General features: G+C 55.4%; 14 protein-coding genes. 13 read left to right on the forward strand and 1 reads right to left on the reverse strand.

Annotation, left to right across the window (positions count from 1 at the left end; all coding sequences use genetic code 11):
* Positions 1-90: 90 nt before the first annotated feature.
* Complete coding sequence (locus IBX51_RS04840) at positions 91-1,131, reverse strand: AraC family transcriptional regulator (protein ID WP_291829234.1); 1,041 nt, start codon at positions 1,129-1,131, stop codon at positions 91-93.
* Positions 1,132-1,271: 140 nt separating this feature from the next.
* Between IBX51_RS04840 and IBX51_RS04845 the strand changes: the two genes are divergently transcribed.
* The 13 genes from IBX51_RS04845 (at position 1,272) to IBX51_RS04905 (ending at position 20,560) form a co-directional block, all read left to right on the forward strand.
* Entirely contained in the window at positions 1,272-3,335 is a 2,064-nt protein-coding gene (locus IBX51_RS04845) for an NADPH-dependent 2,4-dienoyl-CoA reductase (RefSeq protein ID WP_291829236.1), read from the forward strand.
* A 140-nt stretch (positions 3,336-3,475) separates the two neighbouring features.
* Entirely contained in the window at positions 3,476-4,708 is a 1,233-nt protein-coding gene (locus IBX51_RS04850) for a DNA repair protein (RefSeq protein WP_291829238.1), read from the forward strand.
* Positions 4,709-4,821: 113 nt separating this feature from the next.
* Positions 4,822-5,706: an NAD(+) kinase gene (locus IBX51_RS04855; RefSeq protein WP_291829240.1), complete on the forward strand. Its 885-nt coding sequence runs from the start codon at positions 4,822-4,824 to the stop codon at positions 5,704-5,706.
* Between the two features lie 2 nt (positions 5,707-5,708).
* Positions 5,709-6,722, forward strand: coding sequence for a metallophosphoesterase (locus tag IBX51_RS04860; protein WP_291829243.1), 1,014 nt, complete (start codon positions 5,709-5,711; stop codon positions 6,720-6,722).
* Between the two features lie 17 nt (positions 6,723-6,739).
* The gene (locus tag IBX51_RS04865; RefSeq protein ID WP_367166340.1) at positions 6,740-7,414 is read left to right on the forward strand and encodes a rhomboid family intramembrane serine protease; all 675 of its coding nucleotides are present in this window, start codon (positions 6,740-6,742) and stop codon (positions 7,412-7,414) included.
* 173 nt (positions 7,415-7,587) lie between these two features.
* Entirely contained in the window at positions 7,588-7,878 is a 291-nt protein-coding gene (locus IBX51_RS04870; RefSeq protein ID WP_291829246.1) for a DUF1315 family protein, read from the forward strand.
* Positions 7,875-8,711 (forward strand): DUF2797 domain-containing protein, encoded by an 837-nt coding sequence (locus IBX51_RS04875; protein ID WP_291829247.1) that lies wholly within the window; start codon positions 7,875-7,877, stop codon positions 8,709-8,711. Before IBX51_RS04870 ends, IBX51_RS04875 begins: the two co-directional genes overlap by 4 nt.
* A gap of 68 nt (positions 8,712-8,779) precedes the next feature.
* Positions 8,780-11,419 carry an aminopeptidase N gene (gene pepN / locus IBX51_RS04880; protein ID WP_291829249.1) on the forward strand — a complete coding sequence of 880 codons (2,640 nt, stop codon included), beginning with the start codon at positions 8,780-8,782 and terminating at the stop codon, positions 11,417-11,419.
* Positions 11,420-11,595: 176 nt separating this feature from the next.
* Entirely contained in the window at positions 11,596-12,984 is a 1,389-nt protein-coding gene (locus IBX51_RS04885; protein WP_291829250.1) for a DUF1329 domain-containing protein, read from the forward strand.
* A 141-nt stretch (positions 12,985-13,125) separates the two neighbouring features.
* Complete coding sequence (locus tag IBX51_RS04890) at positions 13,126-14,274, forward strand: YCF48-related protein (RefSeq protein ID WP_291829252.1); 1,149 nt, start codon at positions 13,126-13,128, stop codon at positions 14,272-14,274.
* A 46-nt stretch (positions 14,275-14,320) separates the two neighbouring features.
* Entirely contained in the window at positions 14,321-16,705 is a 2,385-nt protein-coding gene (locus IBX51_RS04895; RefSeq protein WP_291829254.1) for an efflux RND transporter permease subunit, read from the forward strand.
* 186 nt (positions 16,706-16,891) lie between these two features.
* Positions 16,892-17,875: a TAXI family TRAP transporter solute-binding subunit gene (locus IBX51_RS04900; RefSeq protein ID WP_291829257.1), complete on the forward strand. Its 984-nt coding sequence runs from the start codon at positions 16,892-16,894 to the stop codon at positions 17,873-17,875.
* A gap of 81 nt (positions 17,876-17,956) precedes the next feature.
* Positions 17,957-20,560, forward strand: a complete 2,604-nt coding sequence (locus tag IBX51_RS04905) for a TRAP transporter permease (protein ID WP_291829259.1) — start codon at positions 17,957-17,959, stop codon at positions 20,558-20,560.
* Positions 20,561-20,674: the final 114 nt, after the last annotated feature.

Below are 20,674 nucleotides of genomic sequence, written 5' to 3' on the forward strand. Positions count from 1 at the left end.
GAATACCGGCCTGTCACGCCGGGGGTCGCGGGTTCGAGTCCCGTCCGCTCCGCCATTTTTCTCCCCCTTTGTAGTTCCTCTGCTATCGCTCTACTCTCTGTTTTTTGTCTTTCGGTGCTCTCCAGGGCTCAGGCCATACCAGCGCTGATACGCTTTGTGAAACGCCGGTGGATTGGCAAATCCCAGCAGCCATGCAATTTCAGATAACGAGCTGTTGGTCTCTTGCAAATAGTCCTGAGCCAGTTGTTTTCGGGTGTCATCCAGCAAGTGCCGGAACCCCGTGCCTTCACTGGCAAGTTGCCGTTGCAGTGTCCAGGGGGTTGTGCCCAGTCGCGTCGCCAGTGCCTCCAATGTGGGTGTTTCGCCCCTTAGTAGCGGTGTGATCAGGTATCTGGCCCGATCGGCAACGCTCCAGCCTTTGCGAATTTGCGTGAGCTCGTGATCACACCAGCTGGTCAGTTTCTCATGCATTCCCTTATGGGCCTGAAAAGGCGTTTGCAGCCAAGCGCTGGGTTTGAGCCGTATCGAGTTCTCGGTGGCTCCAAATTCAACGGGGCACCGAAACCAGCTCTCGAACACGTCATCCAGTCCGATCGACGAATACTCAATACAGACTTGCTCAAGCACGTCGTAGCGCCCGGTCAGGTGTCGCGCCAGTTGAGTCCACGCCGCCAGGATCGAATCCACCACAAAGTAGTTGTATCGGTTGTAGGGCTGAATTGAATAGAACCGGGCCGTGCGCTGCTCTGCGTTCAGTGTGGGTTCGCCCCGGGAGTTCTGGCTGGTTAACAGCGAATAGCGGATCAGTGTGGCGAGCGCCTGCCCGACAGAGGGGGCCGCTTCCGCGGCCAGCCCCGCGATTCCGGCATCTACCGGGCGAGTCAGTGCCCCCATTCGAAGGCCCAGGGCTGCGTTGCCAGTGGTCGTGATTGCAGCGTGGCCGAGGCGCATAAATCTGGGGATGCTGATCCTGGCGTCTGGTGATGCCAATCCCGAGTCACTGAGGTGGAACTGTGCTTTCAGGTGTTCGGCATCGCCACCTTCTGCCGCTGTGGCGCGCAGGAGTACTGAGGCGTAAAGCAGGCTGATATCGCCGAGCGCGTTCTTTTTGGGTTGGGTTGTGAGTGTCATGGGCCTATTATGGCTGTTGTTTTAAGATAATAAAATGTTGCCTTTGGATATTGTTGGCTCGGGAGATGCTGGGTAGTGTAGCGCTATAACAACGGGAGCCTTGAGTTACCCGGCCTGACAATACGATGAGGAGATTACCGATGACTGCAACTGCTGGCGTCAACAAGTATCCGCACCTGCTCGAGCCTCTGGATCTGGGCTTTACCACCCTGCGTAACCGCGCCCTGATGGGTTCCATGCATACCGGCCTTGAAGAAGTGAAGAACGGCTTCGAACGGCTGGCTGCGTTTTATGCGGAACGTGCCCGTGGTGGTGTTGGCCTTATTGTGACCGGTGGGATCGGGCCCAACAGTGAAGGCAGCCCGTTCCAGCATGCGGCTAAATTGACGACTGAGGAAGAGTCCGATAAGCACAAAGTGATCACCCAGGCTGTGCATGAAGCCGGCGGTAAAATCTGTATGCAGATCCTGCATACGGGCCGGTACGCCTATTCCCCGGAATTGGTTGCTCCGTCTGCCATCCAGGCGCCCATCAACCCGTTCAAGCCCAAAGAGTTGGACGAAGCGGGTATTCAGAAGCAGATTGATGATTACGTTACCTGTTCTGCGTTGGCCCAGCGGGCCGGCTATGACGGTGTTGAGATCATGGGTTCTGAAGGTTACTTCATCAATCAGTTCATCGTTAAGCACACCAATCATCGTACCGATCAGTGGGGCGGCAGCTACGAGAACCGTATACGGTTAGCTGTTGAAGTCGTTCGCCGAGTACGTGAACGGGTGGGAGAGCACTTCATCATTATCTATCGATTGTCCATGCTCGACTTGATCGAAGAGGGTAGCAATTGGGAAGAGGTTGTGCAGCTGGCCAAGGAAATCGAGAAGGCCGGCGCCACCATTATCAATACCGGTATCGGTTGGCATGAAGCCCGCGTTCCAACGATCGCCACCTCGGTCCCCCGTGGTGCCTTTACCAAGGTGACCGCAAGGCTGAAAGGCGAGGTGAGTATTCCGCTGGTGACCACTAACCGCATCAACATGCCAGACGTGGCTGAGAAGATTCTGGCTGATGGCGATGCCGATATGGTGTCTATGGCGCGGCCTTTCCTGGCGGACGCCGATCTGATGCTCAAGGCTGAAGAAGATCGGGCTGATGAAATCAACACCTGCATTGGCTGTAACCAGGCGTGCCTGGACCATGCATTCAGTGGCAAGCTGACCAGCTGCCTGGTGAATCCCCGGGCCTGTAATGAAACCGAGCTGGCCTACGTGCAAACGGCGACACCCAAATCCATCGCCGTGGTTGGTGCCGGTCCTGCTGGCCTTGCGTTTGCGTCTGTTGCGGCTGAGCGTGGTCACAAGGTCACGCTGTTTGATGCCGGCAGCGAGATTGGCGGCCAGTTCAACGTGGCTAAACGGATTCCTGGCAAGGAAGAGTTTTACGAAACCCTGCGCTATTTCCGGGTGATGCTCGATAAGCACGGTGTGGATGTTCGCCTGAACACTCGTGTCTCTGCCGACGATCTGAAGGCCGGAGGATTTGATGACGTGATTCTGGCAACCGGTGTTGAGCCGCGCATGCCGGATATTGAAGGAATCGATCATCCGAAAGTCATCGGTTACCTCGATGCGTTGTTAGGCCGTAAGCCGGTAGGTCAAAGGGTTGCGGTGATCGGTGCAGGTGGTATTGGCTTTGATGTTTCTGAATTCATCGTGCACAAGGGCGAGTCTCCCGCCTTGAATACAGAGCACTTCATGAAAGAGTGGGGTGTTGACCTTACGGTACAGCACCGTGGCGGTATTCAGGGTATGACTCCGGAAGTTCCAGAGCCGGCCCGCGAGGTTTATCTGCTGCAGCGTAAGTCGTCTAAGGTCGGTAAAGATCTGGGGAAAACAACCGGCTGGATTCACCGTACCTCCCTGAAGCATCGTCAGGTTCAGATGGTTCCGGGTGTTAGCTATCGCAAGATTGACGATGCGGGCCTGCATATTACCGTTACTCCGAAGGGCGCAGAGCATGGTGAAGACAAGCTGTTGCCGGTAGATACCATCATTGTGTGTGCTGGCCAGGAGCCACTGCGGGAGCTGCAGGCGGGTCTCGAATCTGCAGGTGTGCCGGTACACTTGATCGGTGGTGCTGATGTGGCTGCAGAGCTGGATGCAAAGCGGGCCATTGATCAGGGCAGTCGCCTGGCTGCGCAGATCTGATCACAAAACGTTGCAGTATTTCGCTGTGCTTCGGTTAAGCTCCGGCTAGACTAAAGGAACAATGGGTGGGCGGAAAACGGAACCTTTCGCCCGGCCCAGTCGTCCCTTTACAGGATCTTTCCGGAGCATGGAGATGGTGGATGGTTAATGCCGGCCCGGCAGCTGAGGGTTACTCGGCGGTTTTCTTTACGGAGGGCAGTCAGGTTGCCCGCCAGATGCGTTTGTCAGAATTTGGCGCGTTTCTGGATGGCTATGTGGGCCTGTCGGATCTCGCAGAGACCGAAGTGCGGGCAATTCTGGTTAACCTGAGCCCGGATCTTAACGTCCGTGAGCTGGTGTTCTTCCGGATCTGGTTTGACGAAGAGGGGCGGGCCGACAGCAATTGGAACGTTCCCATCGAAGCGCTGGCCGAAAAAGGTGCCAAAGGCCCTGACATGGGTGGCGGTCCGATCCGGTTGGTGTGCCGCAGTCAATGCCCCGATCCATCGTTTGCTGAAGAACTCTGGGATCCCGACATGACACCGGGCAGCAACCATTTCCAGACAATCCGCAAGGCAGTGATTGCCAATACCCTGCATTTTCAGAAAGCTGAACCTGAAGAAGAAAATATCCCGGTTTTGACTGCGTCCAGTCCTGATCCGTCTGCCGACGACGACAGCCGTGACCGCGCGCGCCTGGCGCAACTGCTTCGGGAGCAGCGGCTTCGAATCAAGACATTGCAAAGCGTGCATCGTGATTCCCTGGCCGATCTCCAGCGGGAGCATCGCCTGGAAATACAAGCGCTGCGCAGTGATATGACCGCTCTTGAGCAGCGTTATGAGAGAGTAAGGCTGAGCAACGAGCAACTCAAAACACGTCTGTCACAACGCAATGAGCAGTACCTGTCGATGCAGGAAAAAATGGCCGAAGGCGATGCCCGCCAGCGTCATGAAACCAACACCGATGCCGAAACCGTGCTGTTGCGAGAGCAGCTTGAGCGTAAACAGCGGGAGCTGGAGCTGCGAGACGAAAAAATCGTAAAACTTGAGCAGGAGAATCATGAGCTTAGGCATCGAGAACTGCCCGAGGACTCGTTGCTTGAGCAATTGCGCAGTCAAGTGGTCTTTTTGGTGGCCTATCACGCGGGTGTCGGCCATATCACCCTGCCTTACGCCGATATCGAAACCTACTTCAATAACCCTCTGGCCTATGCCGCTGAGCGTTGTGGCATGAATGAGCCTGCCTATAAAGAATGGCTGGCGCATTACGAGCACCCGGTGTGCGGTCACCGTGATGATGACGGGGCGGCGTGCGCCGAGCCGATCATGCGGGTCACCCAGCCGGCAGAATTTGAGTCCGGAGTGGATGATCGCTGCGATCAACACAAAACCTGACGCGGATCTTTTTTCAGTATCTGCCAGAGATTCGTTAAACTGTGGTTCTGTTTCTCACGTATCAGGGTTGGCGCGGGCCTTTCCTGGCTTATTCAGACACCACGGGATACTTCATGGACCAGTTCAGGAACATCGGCATTATCGGGCGCATGGGTAGCGTCAAGGTGGTCGAATCGTTGCGGCAGTTGAAGAAATACCTCACCGCCAATAACTATCAGGTCATCATCGAAGAAGAGACCGCCACCATGATACCGGGCCACGGGTTGCAGGTGGCCAGCAAAAAGCTCCTTGGCGAAATTTGCGATCTGGTCATCGTGGTGGGGGGTGATGGCAGTCTGCTGGGCGCGGCCCGGGAACTGGCTAAATCCAAAATCCCCATTCTTGGCGTAAACCGTGGTCGGCTCGGCTTCCTCACCGATATTTCGCCCTCGGATCTGGAAGAGCGCCTTGGCCAGGTGCTGGCGGGTGAGTACATTGAGGAATCCCGCTTCCTGCTCGACGGCCACGTCGAGCGCAATGGCCAGCCTCTGGGCTTTGGCTCCGCCTTGAACGACGTAGTTCTGCACCCCGGTAAATCGACCCGGATGATCGGTTTTGATCTGTATGTGGATGGTCACTTTGTTTACAGTCAACGCTCTGATGGCCTGATTGTATCGACGCCGACCGGGTCCACGGCTTATTCGCTCTCCGCCGGTGGCCCCATCATGCACCCAAAGCTGGATGCCATCGTGCTGGTGCCCATGTTCCCTCACACTCTGAGCAGTCGTCCGATCGTGGTGGATGGCAAGAGCGAGATCAAACTGGTGATCGGGGAGACCAACGAGACCTATCCGCAGATCAGTTTTGATGGCCAGATGAACATCGCTTGTGCGCCGGGCGACATCATCCGCATCACCAAGAAGCCCTTCAAGGTCCGTCTGATCCACCCGACCGATCACAATTTCTATGCCACCTGCCGTGACAAGCTGGGGTGGGCAAGCGAAATAGCAGCGAGTTGATTATGGTGGGTAACACGACAGCCGCGAGCCGCGGCTACGACATCATCGGTGACATTCACGGTTGCGCCCATACCCTGGAGCGACTGCTTGAACAGATGGGCTATCGCAAACGGAACGGCATCTACCAGCATCCCCGGCGGCAGGCCATCTTTATTGGCGATATCATCGACCGTGGCCCGCGAATCCGTGAATCGCTGCATCTGGTCCGAGATATGGTTGAGCACGGCGCTGCCCAAATCGTCATGGGTAATCATGAATACAACGCACTCGGTTACTGCACTCGTGCCCGGCCTGGCAGTGGCAAGCAGTTCCTGCGTGAGCATAATGCCCGTCACGACCGACTGATCAAGGAAACGCTTGAGCAGTTTGATGCGTACCCCTATGAGTGGAATGAGTTCCTGGAGTGGTTTTACACCATTCCTTTGTTCATTGAAGAAGACCACTTTCGGGCAGTACACGCCTGCTGGGACCAGGAGTTGATCGATAAATTCCGGCAGAGCCAGGGGGGCGCCTGTATTGACGAGGACTTCCTGCACGCGTCGGCGGCGATCGAGTCCTTTGCTGGCCAGGTGATGGATACACTGCTCCGGGGTACCGACCTTCGGTTGCCTGAGGGTGTTAAAATCACAGGCCGCGATGGCTACGTGCGGGAGTTTTTCCGTACCAAATTCTGGGCCGACAATCCGGCCACTTACGCCGATGTTGTCTTTCAACCGGACCCGTTACCGCCAGAGGTGGCGCGCATGGAGCTTCAGGATCACGAACTCAAGCAGCTGATTACCTATTCACAGGATGCACCACCGGTCTTTGTCGGGCACTACTGGATGGAAGGTGAGCCCGCTCCGTTAAAGCCGAACGTGGCCTGTATCGACTACAGCGCCGTAAAATATGGCAAGTTGGTGGCGTATCGGTTAGACGACGAGAAGGCACTATCCCGGGATAAATTTGTCTGGGTAGATGTAGATCGGCCAGAGCAGTCGGATTACCCCACCAGCGAAGACAGTGTCGCGCGGTAAGAATCAACGAGGTGCACTTGGATCAACAAACATCTTCTCCGGTTACGCCGAGCGGACGCTGGCAACCGACACCACGGCATGCACCCTTTGTGGTTGCGATCATCGCGATTGCTCTGGTGATGGTATGGCTCACCTCGATGGGGCAGAACTCCGTAGCCGCCGCAATGATGATTGTGGATCCGCGAGCATTTCCCTGGGATGTGTTCAGTTCCTTGAATGGGCGGCTGGATGCGCTGTCAGCAACGCTGGCCAGTGGCCAGATCTGGCGACTGATTACCCCGGATTTTTTGCACTTTAGCTGGACCCACATCATTTTCAATTCTGTGATCTTGTGGTTTTTGGGGAGTCAAATCGAATGGATTGACGGCAAGGGCCGTCTTCTGGCTCTGTTTTTGGTAACGAGCCTGGGTTCAAACGGTCTGCAGTATCTGGTGTCGGGGCCATTGTTTGGCGGCTTGTCTGGCGTCGTCTACGGGATATTGGGTTACTGCTGGATCAGCCAGAGGCGCTGGCCGCGATTCCAGTTCCCGCCTGCCCTGGTGACCTTCGCACTGGTGTGGATGGTTATCGGCTTTACACCCATCCCTGAAATGATAGGCGTGGGGCGCATGGCGAACGAAGCCCATCTTGGCGGTTTTATCTCTGGCCTGGCTTTGGCCGTCATCATGCCGCTGCGGCGCAGAGCAAGGTAGCTGGACGAAAAAAGCCCCGCACACTGGCGGGGCTGAAAAAGAGCTTATAGCTCCTGATGAGAGACCAAATGTCACGACGTTCCGTCATTTGGTGTTTTAATGATAATTGTTATCATTTGCGTCTGTCAAACGGATTTGCCGAGCTTTTTATGAATCATTTTTCAGGAGGCGTTATGACCTACGACGAATTGATCGAGCGGTTGGATCCGATGGTGTACCGCAATCTCAAACAGTCCATCGAATTGGGTAAGTGGCCAGACGGCCGCGCGATGTCTCGGGAGCAGCGCGCGATCAGCCTTGAAGCGGTCATATACTACGAGAACAAGCACAACATTCCGGAAGAGCAGCGGGTTGGTTATCTGGATCGTGGTGAGAAAGCAGGCACAGCCTGCGATCCCTCAGTACAGTTCAGCACGCGGAAAAAAGACGTAGACCCGGATCAGTTTGTTGAGGTCAAGGTTTGAGTGTGCCCATCGATGTTACCGGCAGGCTGAGAAAAATGCCGGCTAAGGCGGGAAGCCCAGTGTCCTATGCGCTTAAGGTCGGCGATACTGAGGTTCCCCTGAACGAGTTGATCGGTCGTAAGGTCCGTCTGGATTATGACGGCATCATTCGCTGTATTCATTGTGACCGGACCACCAAAAAGAGCTTCAGCCAGGGCTTCTGCTATCCCTGTTTTCGGAAGCTTGCGGCCTGTGACAGCTGTATCATGAGCCCGGAGAAGTGCCATTTCCACCTGGGCACTTGTCGGGAGCCGGAATGGGGTGAGCGCAATTGCATGGTGGAGCACGTGGTCTACCTGGCTAATTCCAGCGGCCTGAAGGTGGGCATTACCCGGAGCTCCCAGGTGCCCACTCGCTGGATTGATCAGGGTGCAGTGGATGCCATTCCCATGCTTCGTGTCTCCAGCCGGTACCTGTCGGGTTTGGTGGAAGTGGCTTGCAAACAACATGTGGCAGATCGCACCAACTGGCGAGCCATGCTCAAGGGTGACGTGCCGGAGCTGGACCTGTTGGAGGAGCGGCGGCGCATATTGACGTTGATTGAAGGCGATCTGGCGACTCTGAAACAGCACCACGGTGACGACAGCATCAACGTGGTGGATGAAGCCTCATTAAGTCTGGGTTACCCGGTGGATGTGTGGCCGTCGAAAGTGAAAACCCACAACCTGGACAAAACACCGGAAGTGGAAGGGCTGCTTGAGGGGATCAAGGGCCAGTATCTGATGCTGGATACCGGCGTCATCAATATCCGAAAATTCACCGGTTACGAAGTCCGGTTCCGGGTTCTTGACTGAGCCCACACGTTTTTCTTCTGGCTCGCGCCCTGTGTGTCGGGTCAGGACACCTTTTTTGGAGAGTGTGAATGCGTACCAATCAGCCCCAAACCATCTACCTCAGCGACTATCAGGCACCTGCGTACTTTGTGGATCAGGTGGACCTGCGTTTTGAATTGTTCGAGGACGGTGCCCGTGTGCACAGCAAGTTGGCTCTGCGCCGTAATCCTGAGGCCAGCGTCGGTGCGCCGCTGGAGTTGAATGGCGACAGCTTGACGCTGGAGTCCCTGACGCTTGATGGTGAAGCTCTGCCGGCAAGTCGCTATCAGAATGAGGGCGACAAGCTAGTGGTCCCCGGGGTGCCTGCCAAGTTTGAGCTGGCGGTAGTGACCTGGATAGAGCCCCAGAAAAACACCCGCCTTGAAGGCTTGTACAAGTCATCTGGTATGTTCTGTACCCAGTGTGAAGCCGAAGGCTTCCGCTGCATCACCTACTACCCCGATCGCCCCGATGTAATGGCCCGGTTCCGCACCCGCGTTGAAGCAGACAAGAGTGCCTACCCAATATTGTTGTCTAACGGTAATCCCGTTGAGCAGGGCGACCTGGATGATGGTCGGCACTTTGTTACCTGGGAAGACCCGTTCCCCAAGCCGGCCTATTTGTTCGCCCTGGTGGCGGGAGATTTGCTGGAGAAGAAAGACACCTTCACCACTTGCTCGGGCCGGAACATCGATCTCCGCATGTACGTGGAGCCCCGTAACTCGGAAAAATGCGATTACGCCATGGACGCGCTCAAGCGCTCCATGCGCTGGGACGAGGAAGTGTACGGCCGGGAGTACGATCTGGATATCTTCATGATCGTAGCGGTAGATGATTTCAACATGGGTGCCATGGAAAACAAGGGCCTGAACATCTTTAACTCCTCGTGTGTGCTGGCCAGCCAGGACACCGCGACGGATGCGGCATTTCAGCGTATTGAAGCCATCGTCGCCCATGAGTATTTTCATAATTGGTCAGGCAACCGGGTGACGTGCCGGGACTGGTTTCAGTTGAGCCTGAAGGAAGGCTTTACCGTGTTCCGGGATTCGCAGTTTTCAGCGGATATGGGGTCGCCCACGGTCAAGCGTATTGAAGACGTGACCTTGCTGCGCACCGCCCAGTTTGCTGAAGATGCCGGTCCTATGGCGCATCCGATTCGCCCGGCCTCGTATATGGAAATTACCAACTTCTACACCCTCACCATCTATGAAAAAGGTGCAGAAGTGGTGCGTATGCTCCACAACTTGTTGGGCTCAGAGATGTTCCGCAAGGGCAGTGATCTTTACTTCGAGCGCCATGATGGTCAGGCCGTGACCACCGACGATTTTGTTCGCGCGATGGAAGACGCTTCCGGTCGCGATCTGAACCAGTTCCGGCTGTGGTATGAGCAGGCGGGTACGCCGATTGTGACCGTGGTAGACGACTATGACGAAAGCGATGGCATTTACCGGCTCACGATCAAGCAATCGATTCCCGATACGCCGGGTCAGACCCATAAAAAACCGCAGCACATTCCCTTTGCGATGGGCCTGCTGAACCGTGCTGGTGAGCCTTTGCCGCTTAATCTGAGCGCAGAAGAACAGAACGGTCCGCAGGATCGGGTGCTCGAGCTTACGGAATCTGAGCACTGCGTAGAGTTCCACGGCCTGTCTGAGCGCCCGGTGCCCTCTTTGCTTCGGGATTTTTCGGCGCCGGTCCGCGTGCAGTATTCCTGGACCCGTGAGCAGCTTCTTTTTCTGATGAGCCACGATCCTGACGGTTTCAACCGCTGGGATGCCGGTCAGCGGCTGGCGGTGGATGTGATTCAGTCCCTGCTTGGTGCGCCAGACGATGCGCCCATTGAGCCTCGGCTGGTGGATGCTTACCGCCAACTCTTGAATAATGTATCTCTGGACCAGGCCCTGGTGGCCAAGATGCTGCTGTTACCATCAGAGGCCTATCTGGTGGAACTGTCTGAACAGGCAGATGTGCCCGCCATCCATGCGGCCCGTGAGCGTGTGTTGAAACACCTCGCGCACGCGCTACGTGACGAGCTCCTGACGTGCTACCAGCGCAATCTGGATCACGGCGATTACCGGTTATCCCCGGAGGCCATTGCCCGCCGAAGCTTGCGTAACATCGCGCTTGCCTGGCTGCTGCATATTGATGACGAGCAGGCATTGGCGTTGGCCAGCGAGCAGGTTGAGAACGCCGATAATATGACCGATCGTCTCGGCGCCTTGCGAGCCATGGTGAACTCCCGGTTTGAAACTCAGCGTAATCAGGCGCTGACCGCGTTCTATCAGCGCTTCAGTGATGATCCTCAGGTAGTGGAGTTGTGGTTCTCCGTGCAGGCTTCCAGTGATCGGGCAGGGCAATTGCCTCAAATTCAGCAGCTACTGCAGCACCCGGCGTTTGACTGGAAAAACCCTAACAAGGTGCGCTCTGTAGTGGGGGCGTTTGCCGGTCAAAATCTGTCAGCCTTCCACAGCCCGGATGGCACCGGCTATCAGTTCCTGGCAGAGCAGGTATGCCGGCTGGATGACAGTAACCCTCAGATCGCTGCACGTTTGGTGTCTCCGCTGACCCGCTGGAAAAAATTTGCACCGCATCATCGTGAGCAAATGAAAGCCGCCCTTGAGCGTATTCGTGATAAAGACGAGCTTTCCAGGGACGTCTACGAAGTCGTTCACAAAAGCCTGGCAGACTGACGTCGGGCCTGTATTCAGCGGTGATTGTAACGCCGTCGTCACCGCCGGATACAAAATCGCACTTTCGGTCGATAGACAATATTGCCCAATCGGCTAATCTGAATAAAAGTCTGCGATTGAATCAGACCATAACAATAAAGCCCAAAAGGGCTTCCAGACGGCTCTAAGGTTGCACAATGAGAAACAACAAAAACGCATTTTTCGGCGGGTTGCTTGCGCTTTCGTTTGCGACAGCTCCTGTTCAGGCTGCAGTATCGGCTGCCGAGGCCAGCCGCCTTGGTCAGGATCTCACTCCTTTTGGCTCCGTGAAAGCAGGCAACGAGGCGGGCACCATTCCAGCCTGGGATGGCGGGTTGACAGAAGCGCCGGCGGGCTATCAGGGCAGTGGTCAACATCACATTAATCCTTTTCCGGATGATCAGGTTCTGTTCACGATTACTGCCACCAATATGGACCAGTACAGTGAGTATCTGACCGATGGCGTAAAGGCCATGCTCGAGAATTATCCGACGACGTTCCGCATTCCTGTTTATCAATCGCGCCGAACGCACGCGGTGCCGGACTGGGTGGCGGAGAATACCCGCAAGAATGCTGTTAATGCTGAGATTGTGGGGCAAGCCGAGGGTTTGAACGGTGCGTATGGGGGTTACCCGTTCCCGATACTGCATGGCACGGATGAAGAAAAAGCCTGGCAGGTTATCTGGAACCACCTCACCCGTTGGCGCGGTGTCTCCATTACTCGTCGCTCCAGTGAAGTGGCGGTGCAGACCAACGGTGATTATAGTCTGGTGACCTCCCAGCAAGAAGCCTTCTTCAACTTTTACAGCCCAGAAGGCGATGAGAGCGATCTTGATAACATTATCTTCTACTACCTCTCATTCACCCAGTCCCCACCTCGCCTGGCGGGTGGCGCGATTCTCGTACACGAAACCCTGAATCAGATCATCAACCCGCGTAATGGCTGGGGTTACAATGCTGGCCAGCGCCGTGTTCGCCGGGCACCCAATCTGGGTTACGACTCTCCGATTGCCGCGGCCGATAACCTGCGCACCGCCGATGATACCGATATCTTCAACGGGGCCATGGATCGTTACAATTGGAATTACGAGGGCATCAAAGAAATCTACATTCCCTACAACAACTACCGGATTGGTGAAAAGGGCACGCCTTATTCCGACATTCTGGGGGTTTCTCACCTGAATCCGGACCTGACTCGCTGGGAATTGCACCGGGTTCATGTGGTTGAGGCCAACCTCAAGCGGGGTCAGCGCCACATCTACGGAAAACGTCGCTTCTATGTCGATGCCGACAGCTGGAACACTGTGCTGCTTGATCAGTATGACGGCCGGGGCGAATTGTGGCGAGTAACCATGGGTATTCCAAAAAATTATTATGAATTACCGGGCGTCTGGACAGTCCTTGATGTATATCATGACCTCCAGGCTCGCCGTTACCACGTACTGGGGTTGGACACGGAAGAATCTGGTACCCGTGTATTCACGGATGATGTGCCCAATACACGTTATTTCTCACCGGCCGCACTGCGTCGGCGGAGTGTGCGCTGAGGTGTCAGTGCTCAGTCCGGTTTTGGCGCAGTGGCAGCATTTTCACGGACACCGGCGGCCTTAAGGCTGCCGGTTTGTTTGTGTTGCTGCCGGGCCAGGGGTGAAGCGTAACAAGATACAATCAACGGAAAGGCAATTTGAATGGCTAATAGGTTCATGTGCGAGACACTGGGGGCTGCCGGCGTGGGGCTCTCCATGGCGCTGGCAGCGCCGGTGGCATTTGCGCTGCCAGATATTCTTGAAATTCCAGCGCGGCCGACACTGTTGGCCCCCGAATCGTTGCTCAATGACGCAACGCGGGCCGGTGAGCGGATTGTGGCTGTTGGTGAGCGTGGCCACATTATCTTCTCGGACGACGAGGGGAAAACCTGGGTCCAGGGTGCAGTGCCGGTCTCACTAACGCTGAACGCTGTGGATTTCGGGACTGAGCAGCACGGCTGGGCCGTTGGTCACAGCGGTGTGGTGCTGCACTCCTCTGATGGTGGCGAAAACTGGGCCTTGCAGCTGGACGGCGTTCAGGCATCTGAGCTGGCCATGCAAAGCAAGGAAGAGCAGATTGCCGATCTGGAAGAGCAGATCGAGCAGGCGCCGGATGATGAAAAGGCCGATCTCGAATGGGCTCTGGACGACCTTCAGTTCACGCTCGAAAACATGCAGGCTGATCTGGATGTGGGGCCGGTCAATCCATTTCTTGATGTCTGGTTTGAAGACGACAGTCACGGATTTGTGGTTGGCGCCTACGGCATGATCCTGAGAACTCATGATGGTGGCGAGAGCTGGCAAGACTGGGCGCCAAAGCTGGATAATCCCCAAAGCTTCCACATCAACAGTATTACTCAGGTGACCGGTGGTGGATTGGTGGCCGTGGGTGAAGCGGGCAAGATTCATGTTTCTGTGGACGGTGGTGATACCTGGACTCTTCGTGAAAGCCCTTACACAGGCTCGTTGTTTGGCGTTATTGGCACCGGTCAAGTGAATGAGGTGATCACCTTTGGCTTGAGAGGTAATGCATTCCGTTCCACCGACCTTGGCCGCAGTTGGACAGTTGTGCCTAACGAAGGCGGGGCAACGTTAAACAATGGTGCCGTGGCTGATGATGGCAGGATCACCCTGGTAGGAAACGGTGGCGCTGTGTTGATGAGTACCGATGGTGGTGAGAGCTTCCGGGTGCACTTCCGGAACGACCGCGAAGGTGTGATGGCAGTAGTTCCGCTTGCTGAGACCAATCTTCTTCTGGTCGGCGAGAGTGGCGTAAAACACACCGACGCTCGTGGCCGGAATCCGAACTAACGCCCGGGTGTGGCATCAACAGACTAATGGATAGAGGGGCTTTTTAATGTCTAACCCGAAGCACGACAGGGGTGAACATTACCTTACAACGCCAAAGGCGGAGCCGTTCCTTGAACGGCTGATATTCAATAACCGGGTTCTGATCCTGGTTGGTTTTCTTATTCTGACGCTGTTCCTTGGCTACAACGCCATCAAGATTCAGCCGGATGCCAGTTTTGAACGGATGATCCCGCTCGAACATCCTTACATCGTCAACATGCTGGAACACCGGGATGATCTGGACAATCTGGGTAACTTTGTCCGGATTGCGGTAGCGGTTGAAGATGGCGATATCTTTACCGCGGACTACATGGAAACGCTTCAGCAGATCACGGATGAAGTGTTCTACCTTAACGGCGTTGACCGGTCAGGTCTGAAGTCGCTCTGGACCTCCAACGTTCGCTGGGTAGAAGTGACTGAGCAAGGCTTTCAGGGCGGCACGGTTATTCCGGATGGCTATGACGGTTCCCGCGAAAGCCTGGAGGAGTTACGCCAGAACGTTTTGCGGTCGCCTGAAGTCGGGCGTCTGATTTCGGATAACTTCCGCTCGACCATCGTGTATGCACCTTTGTATGAGAAAAATCCGGAAACTGGAGAAGCGCTGGATTACGGTGAGTTTTCGCGCCAGTTGGAAGAGAAAATCCGTGACAAGTACCAGGCACAGAATCCCGACGTCAGCATTCACATTGTTGGGTTTGCCAAGAAAGTCGGTGATCTGATCGAGGGTATCGCATCCATTGCCTGGTTTGCGGGCATTACGATCCTGATGACCACTTTGCTGCTGTTCTGGTATTCCCGCTGCATCGCCGGCACCTTGGTTCCCGTTTTTACCTCCATTGTTGCGGTGTTTTTGCAACTCGGTACGCTCCGTCTGCTGGGGTACGGGCTTGATCCATACTCGGTGCTGGTGCCGTTCCTGGTGTTTGCCATTGGTATCAGTCATGGCGTACAGATAGTCAACGCCATGGCGGTTGAAGCTGCCAAAGGCTTTGATGCTGTTACCTCCGCAAGACTGGCGTTCCGGGCGCTTTACATTCCGGGCATGCTGGCCTTGATCTCAGACGCCTTTGGCTTTCTGACGCTGGTGTTTATCGAAATCGACGTAATCCGCGATCTGGCGATTGCCGCCGGTCTGGGTGTCGCCTTCGTTATCATTACGAACCTCGTGTTGCACGTTTTGCTCATGTCGTACATTGGTATCTCCAGGGGTGGCGTCAAGCACGTGCAGAACCACGGTGAGAAGCAGGATCGCAAGTGGCGTGTGATGTCCTACTTCTCGCATCCGGGTGTGGCACCGATTTCTTTGCTCATTGCAGTGATTGGTCTGGGTCTGGGCCTGTATTACAAGCAGGATCTGAAAGTCGGCGATCTCGATGAAGGTGCTCCGGAACTGCGTGCAGATTCCCGCTACAATCTGGACAATTCCTATATCATCAATAATTACTCAACCAGTGCCGATGTTCTGGTGGTGATGGTGAAGACGCAAGAAGAGCAATGTACCCAGTACAATGTTCTGCGGGCGATGGATCAGCTGCAGTGGGAGTTGCAGAACACCCCGGGTGTCCAGAGCTCTGCGTCACTGGCCGATGTATCGAAAATGGTGACCAAGGCGCTGAACGAAGGCAGCTGGAAGTGGTACGAAATCTCCCGCAACCAGACCATCATCAACGCGTCTATCCGTGAGGCTCCGGCTGGCCTGATCAACACAACGTGTGACCTGACCCCGGTGCTGGTATTCCTTGAGGATCACAAGGCAGAAACCCTGGAAACGGTCGTTGAGCGGGTTGAGGAGTTCTCCAGCACCTACAGCAACGATGAGCATACCTTCCTGCTTGCAGCGGGTAATGCAGGTATCGAGGCGGCCACAAATGAGGTGATTGCCGGTGCCAAGGATCTCATGCTGATCCTGGTCTACAGCGTGGTCAGCTTGCTGTGCTTCCTGACCTTCCGCTCTATTCGTGCGGTTGCCTGTATCGTTATCCCGCTGGGCCTGACGTCGATTTTGTGTGAGGCCATCATGGCGGTATCCGGTATTGGCATCAAAGTGGCGACCCTTCCGGTCATCGCGCTGGGTGTGGGTATCGGTGTGGACTACGGCATCTATATTTACAGCAAGCTGGAGAAGTTTCTGCTTGAAGGCAAAACACTGCAGGATGCCTATTATGAGACGCTGCGTTCTACCGGTAAGGCGGTTATCTTTACTGGCATAACGCTGGGTCTTGGTGTGGTGACCTGGATCTTCTCGCCGATTAAGTTCCAGGCAGACATGGGCTTCCTGCTGTTCTTCATGTTCCTTTGGAACATGGTGGGAGCAATCTGGCTGCTGCCGGCACTGGCGCGGTTCTTGTTGCGCCCTGACAAGATGTTGGCCAAAGCACGGGCTGTGAAGTAACCGTCCGGTTCGGCAAAAAAGCCCGCGAAAGCGGGCTTTTTTGTTGTCAGGTCAGACGGTTAGCGAGCTAATGCTTTCTTTATTTCTGGCCCATAGTGGTCTATGTTTTAACACTGCTTGGATGTTTGCCCGCACTGCTGGGCGAATAATCAATTATAACGACCAAAAAAAGAAGGAAGAGCACACATGACACTGAAACTCAGAGCGTCCGTTTTTGCGGTGGCCGCTGCCGTGAGCCTTGGCACTGCATCCACGGCTGTATCGGCTCAGGAACAGCGGTTCGTGACGATTGGAACCGGAGGCGTCACCGGCGTTTATTATCCTGCGGGTGGCGCGATCTGTCGCTTGGTCAATATGGATCGTAAGGACCATGGCATTCGCTGTTCGGTTGAAAGTACCGGTGGCTCGGTCTACAACCTTAACTCCATCCGGGCGGGTGAGCTGGACCTGGCGGTTGCCCAGTCGGACTGGCAGTTCCATGCATACAACGGTACCAGTCAGTTTGAAGATGCCGGCAAGAACGAAAAGCTGAGAGCGGTCTTCTCTCTGCATCCAGAGCCGTTCACCGTTGTTGCGGGTAAAAACTCCGGAATCAAAACGTTTGAAGATCTGGAAGGTAAACGGGTATCCGTTGGTAATCCGGGCTCTGGTCAGCGGGCAACCGCCGAGGTGCTGATGGATGAGATGGGTTGGAGTATGGACAAGTTTGGTATGGCTGCGGAGATCCGGGCAGCGGAGCAGTCTCAGGCCTTGTGTGACGGCAATATTGACGCGTTCTTCTACACGGTTGGCCATCCCTCTGGTGCTATCAAAGAGGCCACTACATCCTGTGACAGCGTCTTGGTAAATGTTGAAAACGCGGCGACCAAAAAGCTGATTGACGACAATCCTTATTATCGGAAAGCGGTGATCCCTGGTGGAATGTACCGTGGTTCCGATCAGGATGTTACAACATTCGGTGTGGCGGCAACCTTTGTGTCATCGACCGATGTGCCGGATGATGTTGTTTATGCGGTGGTTAAGGCCGTGTTCGAGAACTTCGACAGCTTCAAGCGCTTGCACCCGGCGTTTGGCAACCTGAACAAAGAAGAGATGGTCTCCGATGCTTTGAGTGCGCCTCTGCACCCGGGCGCTGCGAAGTACTATCGTGAGGCTGGCTTGATCAACTGATCCGGTGAGCACACAACAGAGCGGGCGTCCGGCCCGCTTTGTTGACTCCAGTCTGGCTCTTTCCCACCACAGGTAAATTCTATGGCAAAGAACGACCCCGGTACCGGGGCGGGTGCTGATGCCGCCAAGGTTAATCAGATTTTACAGACAGAAATCGGAGGCAGGGCGCTCACCGGACCCGCATCTGTCATCCTCTTTGTTATTCCGCTTTGTTGGTCATTATTTCAGCTCTGGATTGCATCGCCGTTACCGTTTATTTTTAATTTTGGCCTGTTTAATTCCACTGAGGCACGCTCCATCCACCTTGCCTTCGCGGTCTTTCTGGCGTTTTCCGCCTTCCCGATGATTAAAGGTGTGCACGTCAACAAAGTGCCGTTTTATGACTGGCTGCTGGCGTTAGCGGCCGCATTCTCCGCCTCTTATCTTTACGTTTTTTATAGAGAGCTTTCAACACGCCCGGGGGCTCCGACCACGGCAGATCTCTGGATTTCTATGGTTGGCCTGATGTTGCTGCTGGAGGCCACACGCCGAGCGCTGGGTCTTCCTTTGGCCATTGTGGCCGTCGTATTCATTGCGTACTCTCTGGGCGGTCCTCACATGCCGGATGTGATTGCCCACAAAGGCGTCAGTTTGAATAAGTTGGCCTCGCACCAGTGGCTGGGCACAGAAGGCGTGTTTGGCGTTGCGTTGGGGGTTTCCACCAGTTTCGTCTTTCTTTTTGTGCTCTTTGGCGCGCTTTTGGAGCGGGCGGGGGCTGGTAATTACTTCATCAAAGTTGCCTACGCTCTGCTGGGGCATATGCGGGGTGGTCCGGCCAAGGCGGCTGTGGTGTCCAGCGGCCTCAGTGGTGTGATCTCAGGCTCGTCCATTGCCAACGTCGTTACGACAGGCACCTTTACCATCCCGTTGATGAAGCGTGTCGGGTTTCCCGCCACCAAGGCTGGTGCCGTTGAAGTGGCCGCCTCGACCAACGGTCAGCTCACGCCACCGATTATGGGGGCGGCTGCCTTCCTGATGGTTGAGTATGTGGGCATTCCATACCTTGATGTCATCAAACACGCTATTTTGCCCGCGATGATTTCTTACGTGGCATTGATGTACATTGTCCACCTCGAAGCCTGCAAGCTGAAGATGGAAGGTGTGGTAAGGCTCAATCGCCCCACGCTGGCCCAGCGCATGCTGAACTGGGTCGTATTGTTGATCGGCCTGATCGCACTGACCCTTTTTGTTTACTACGGAATAGGCTGGACCAAATCGGCGATGGGAGAGGCTGCGCCCTGGGTGCTTGGCCCCTTGTTAATTGCGGTTTATGTGGGGCTTGTGGGCTACGCTACCCGATTTCCTGAGCTGGTCGAAGATGAGCCGGGCGCCGCTATGGGCGAATTGCCGGAGGTTGGCCCTACGGTTAAGACCGGGCTTTACTACTTGCTGCCGGTGGTGGTGTTGGTCTGGTGCCTCACGGTAGAGCGGTTCTCGCCGCAGCTGTCTGCCTTCTGGGCGACCTTGTTCATGATCTTTATTGTGCTTACCCAGCGCCCTCTAAAAGCGTTCTTCCGCAAACACAGAGGAGTGCTCCAGGAGTTTGCCGGCGGCTTTGTCGATCTTGCGCACTCTCTGGCCACCGGTGCCCGGAACATGGTGGGTATCGGTGTGGCAACCGCAACCGCGGGTATTGTGGTGGGCACCGTGACCTTGACCGGTATCGGTCTGGTGATGACCGAGTTTGTCGAATTTCTCTCTGGCGGCAATTTGCTGTTGATGCTGATTTTTACCGCCGTGATCAGCCTGATTCTTGGTATGGGTTTGCCCACTACCGCCAACTACATCGTGGTGTCGACCTTGATGGCACCGGTGATCGTCACCCTGGGCGCGCAGAATGGTCTCTTGGTGCCATTGATCGCGGTACACCTGTTTGTGTTTTATTTCGGGATTCTCGCAGACGATACACCGCCCGTTGGTTTGGCCGCATACGCGGCTGCGGCTATTTCGGGGGCTGATCCGATTCGTACCGGTATCCAGGGCTTTGCTTATGACATCCGCACGGCGATTTTGCCGTTCATGTTTATCTTCAACACTCAGTTGCTGTTGATTGGGTTGACCGGGTGGGTTGACCTGTTGATCACTGTTGCCAGTGCGGTCACGGCGATGCTGGTTTTCTCTGCGGCTACCCAGGGCTACTGGTTTACCAGGAGCTACAAGTGGGAAAGTCTTTTGTTGGTGTTGATCACCTTTACCCTGTTCCGGCCCGGATTCTGGTGGGACATGATCTACCCCCCCTATGAAGAAAGGCACGGTGCTGAAATCATGGAGTATGTTGAAACCGCTCCCGTAGACGAGGCGGTGGTGTTCAGGGTCTCGGGTATGGGTTTTGATGGCCGCGATATCACCACCTACGTTCAGTTCGAGTTGCCGGAGGGTAGTTCAGCTCAGGAGCGGATGTCGGCGGTTGGGCTCGATGTCTCTGATATTGGGGATGAGCTCTCGGTTGGCTTTGTTGACTTTGGCAGCCCTGCAGCAGATGCCGGTATTGAGTTTGGCTGGAATATAGAGGCCGTTCAGGCGACGCTGGAGCGCCCGCCACGCGAACTGATGTTTATTCCGGCTTTGCTTTTGCTGGCGATGGTCGCCTTTGGCCAGCTCAAGCGTAAGGCCAGAGAGGAGGCGCAGTCACAGCCAGCCTGTTGATCTCGGAAAACCCGGCGTTGTTGCCGGGTTTTTTTCTGGTAAACTCGCGTGCGAATCGGCTCGCGGTTTGTATCGCAGACGCCGGCCACCATGTGATCTTTGGTATAGATCACC

Source organism: Marinobacter sp., from assembly GCF_014859525.1.
Classification (GTDB): Bacteria; Pseudomonadota; Gammaproteobacteria; order Pseudomonadales; family Oleiphilaceae; genus Marinobacter.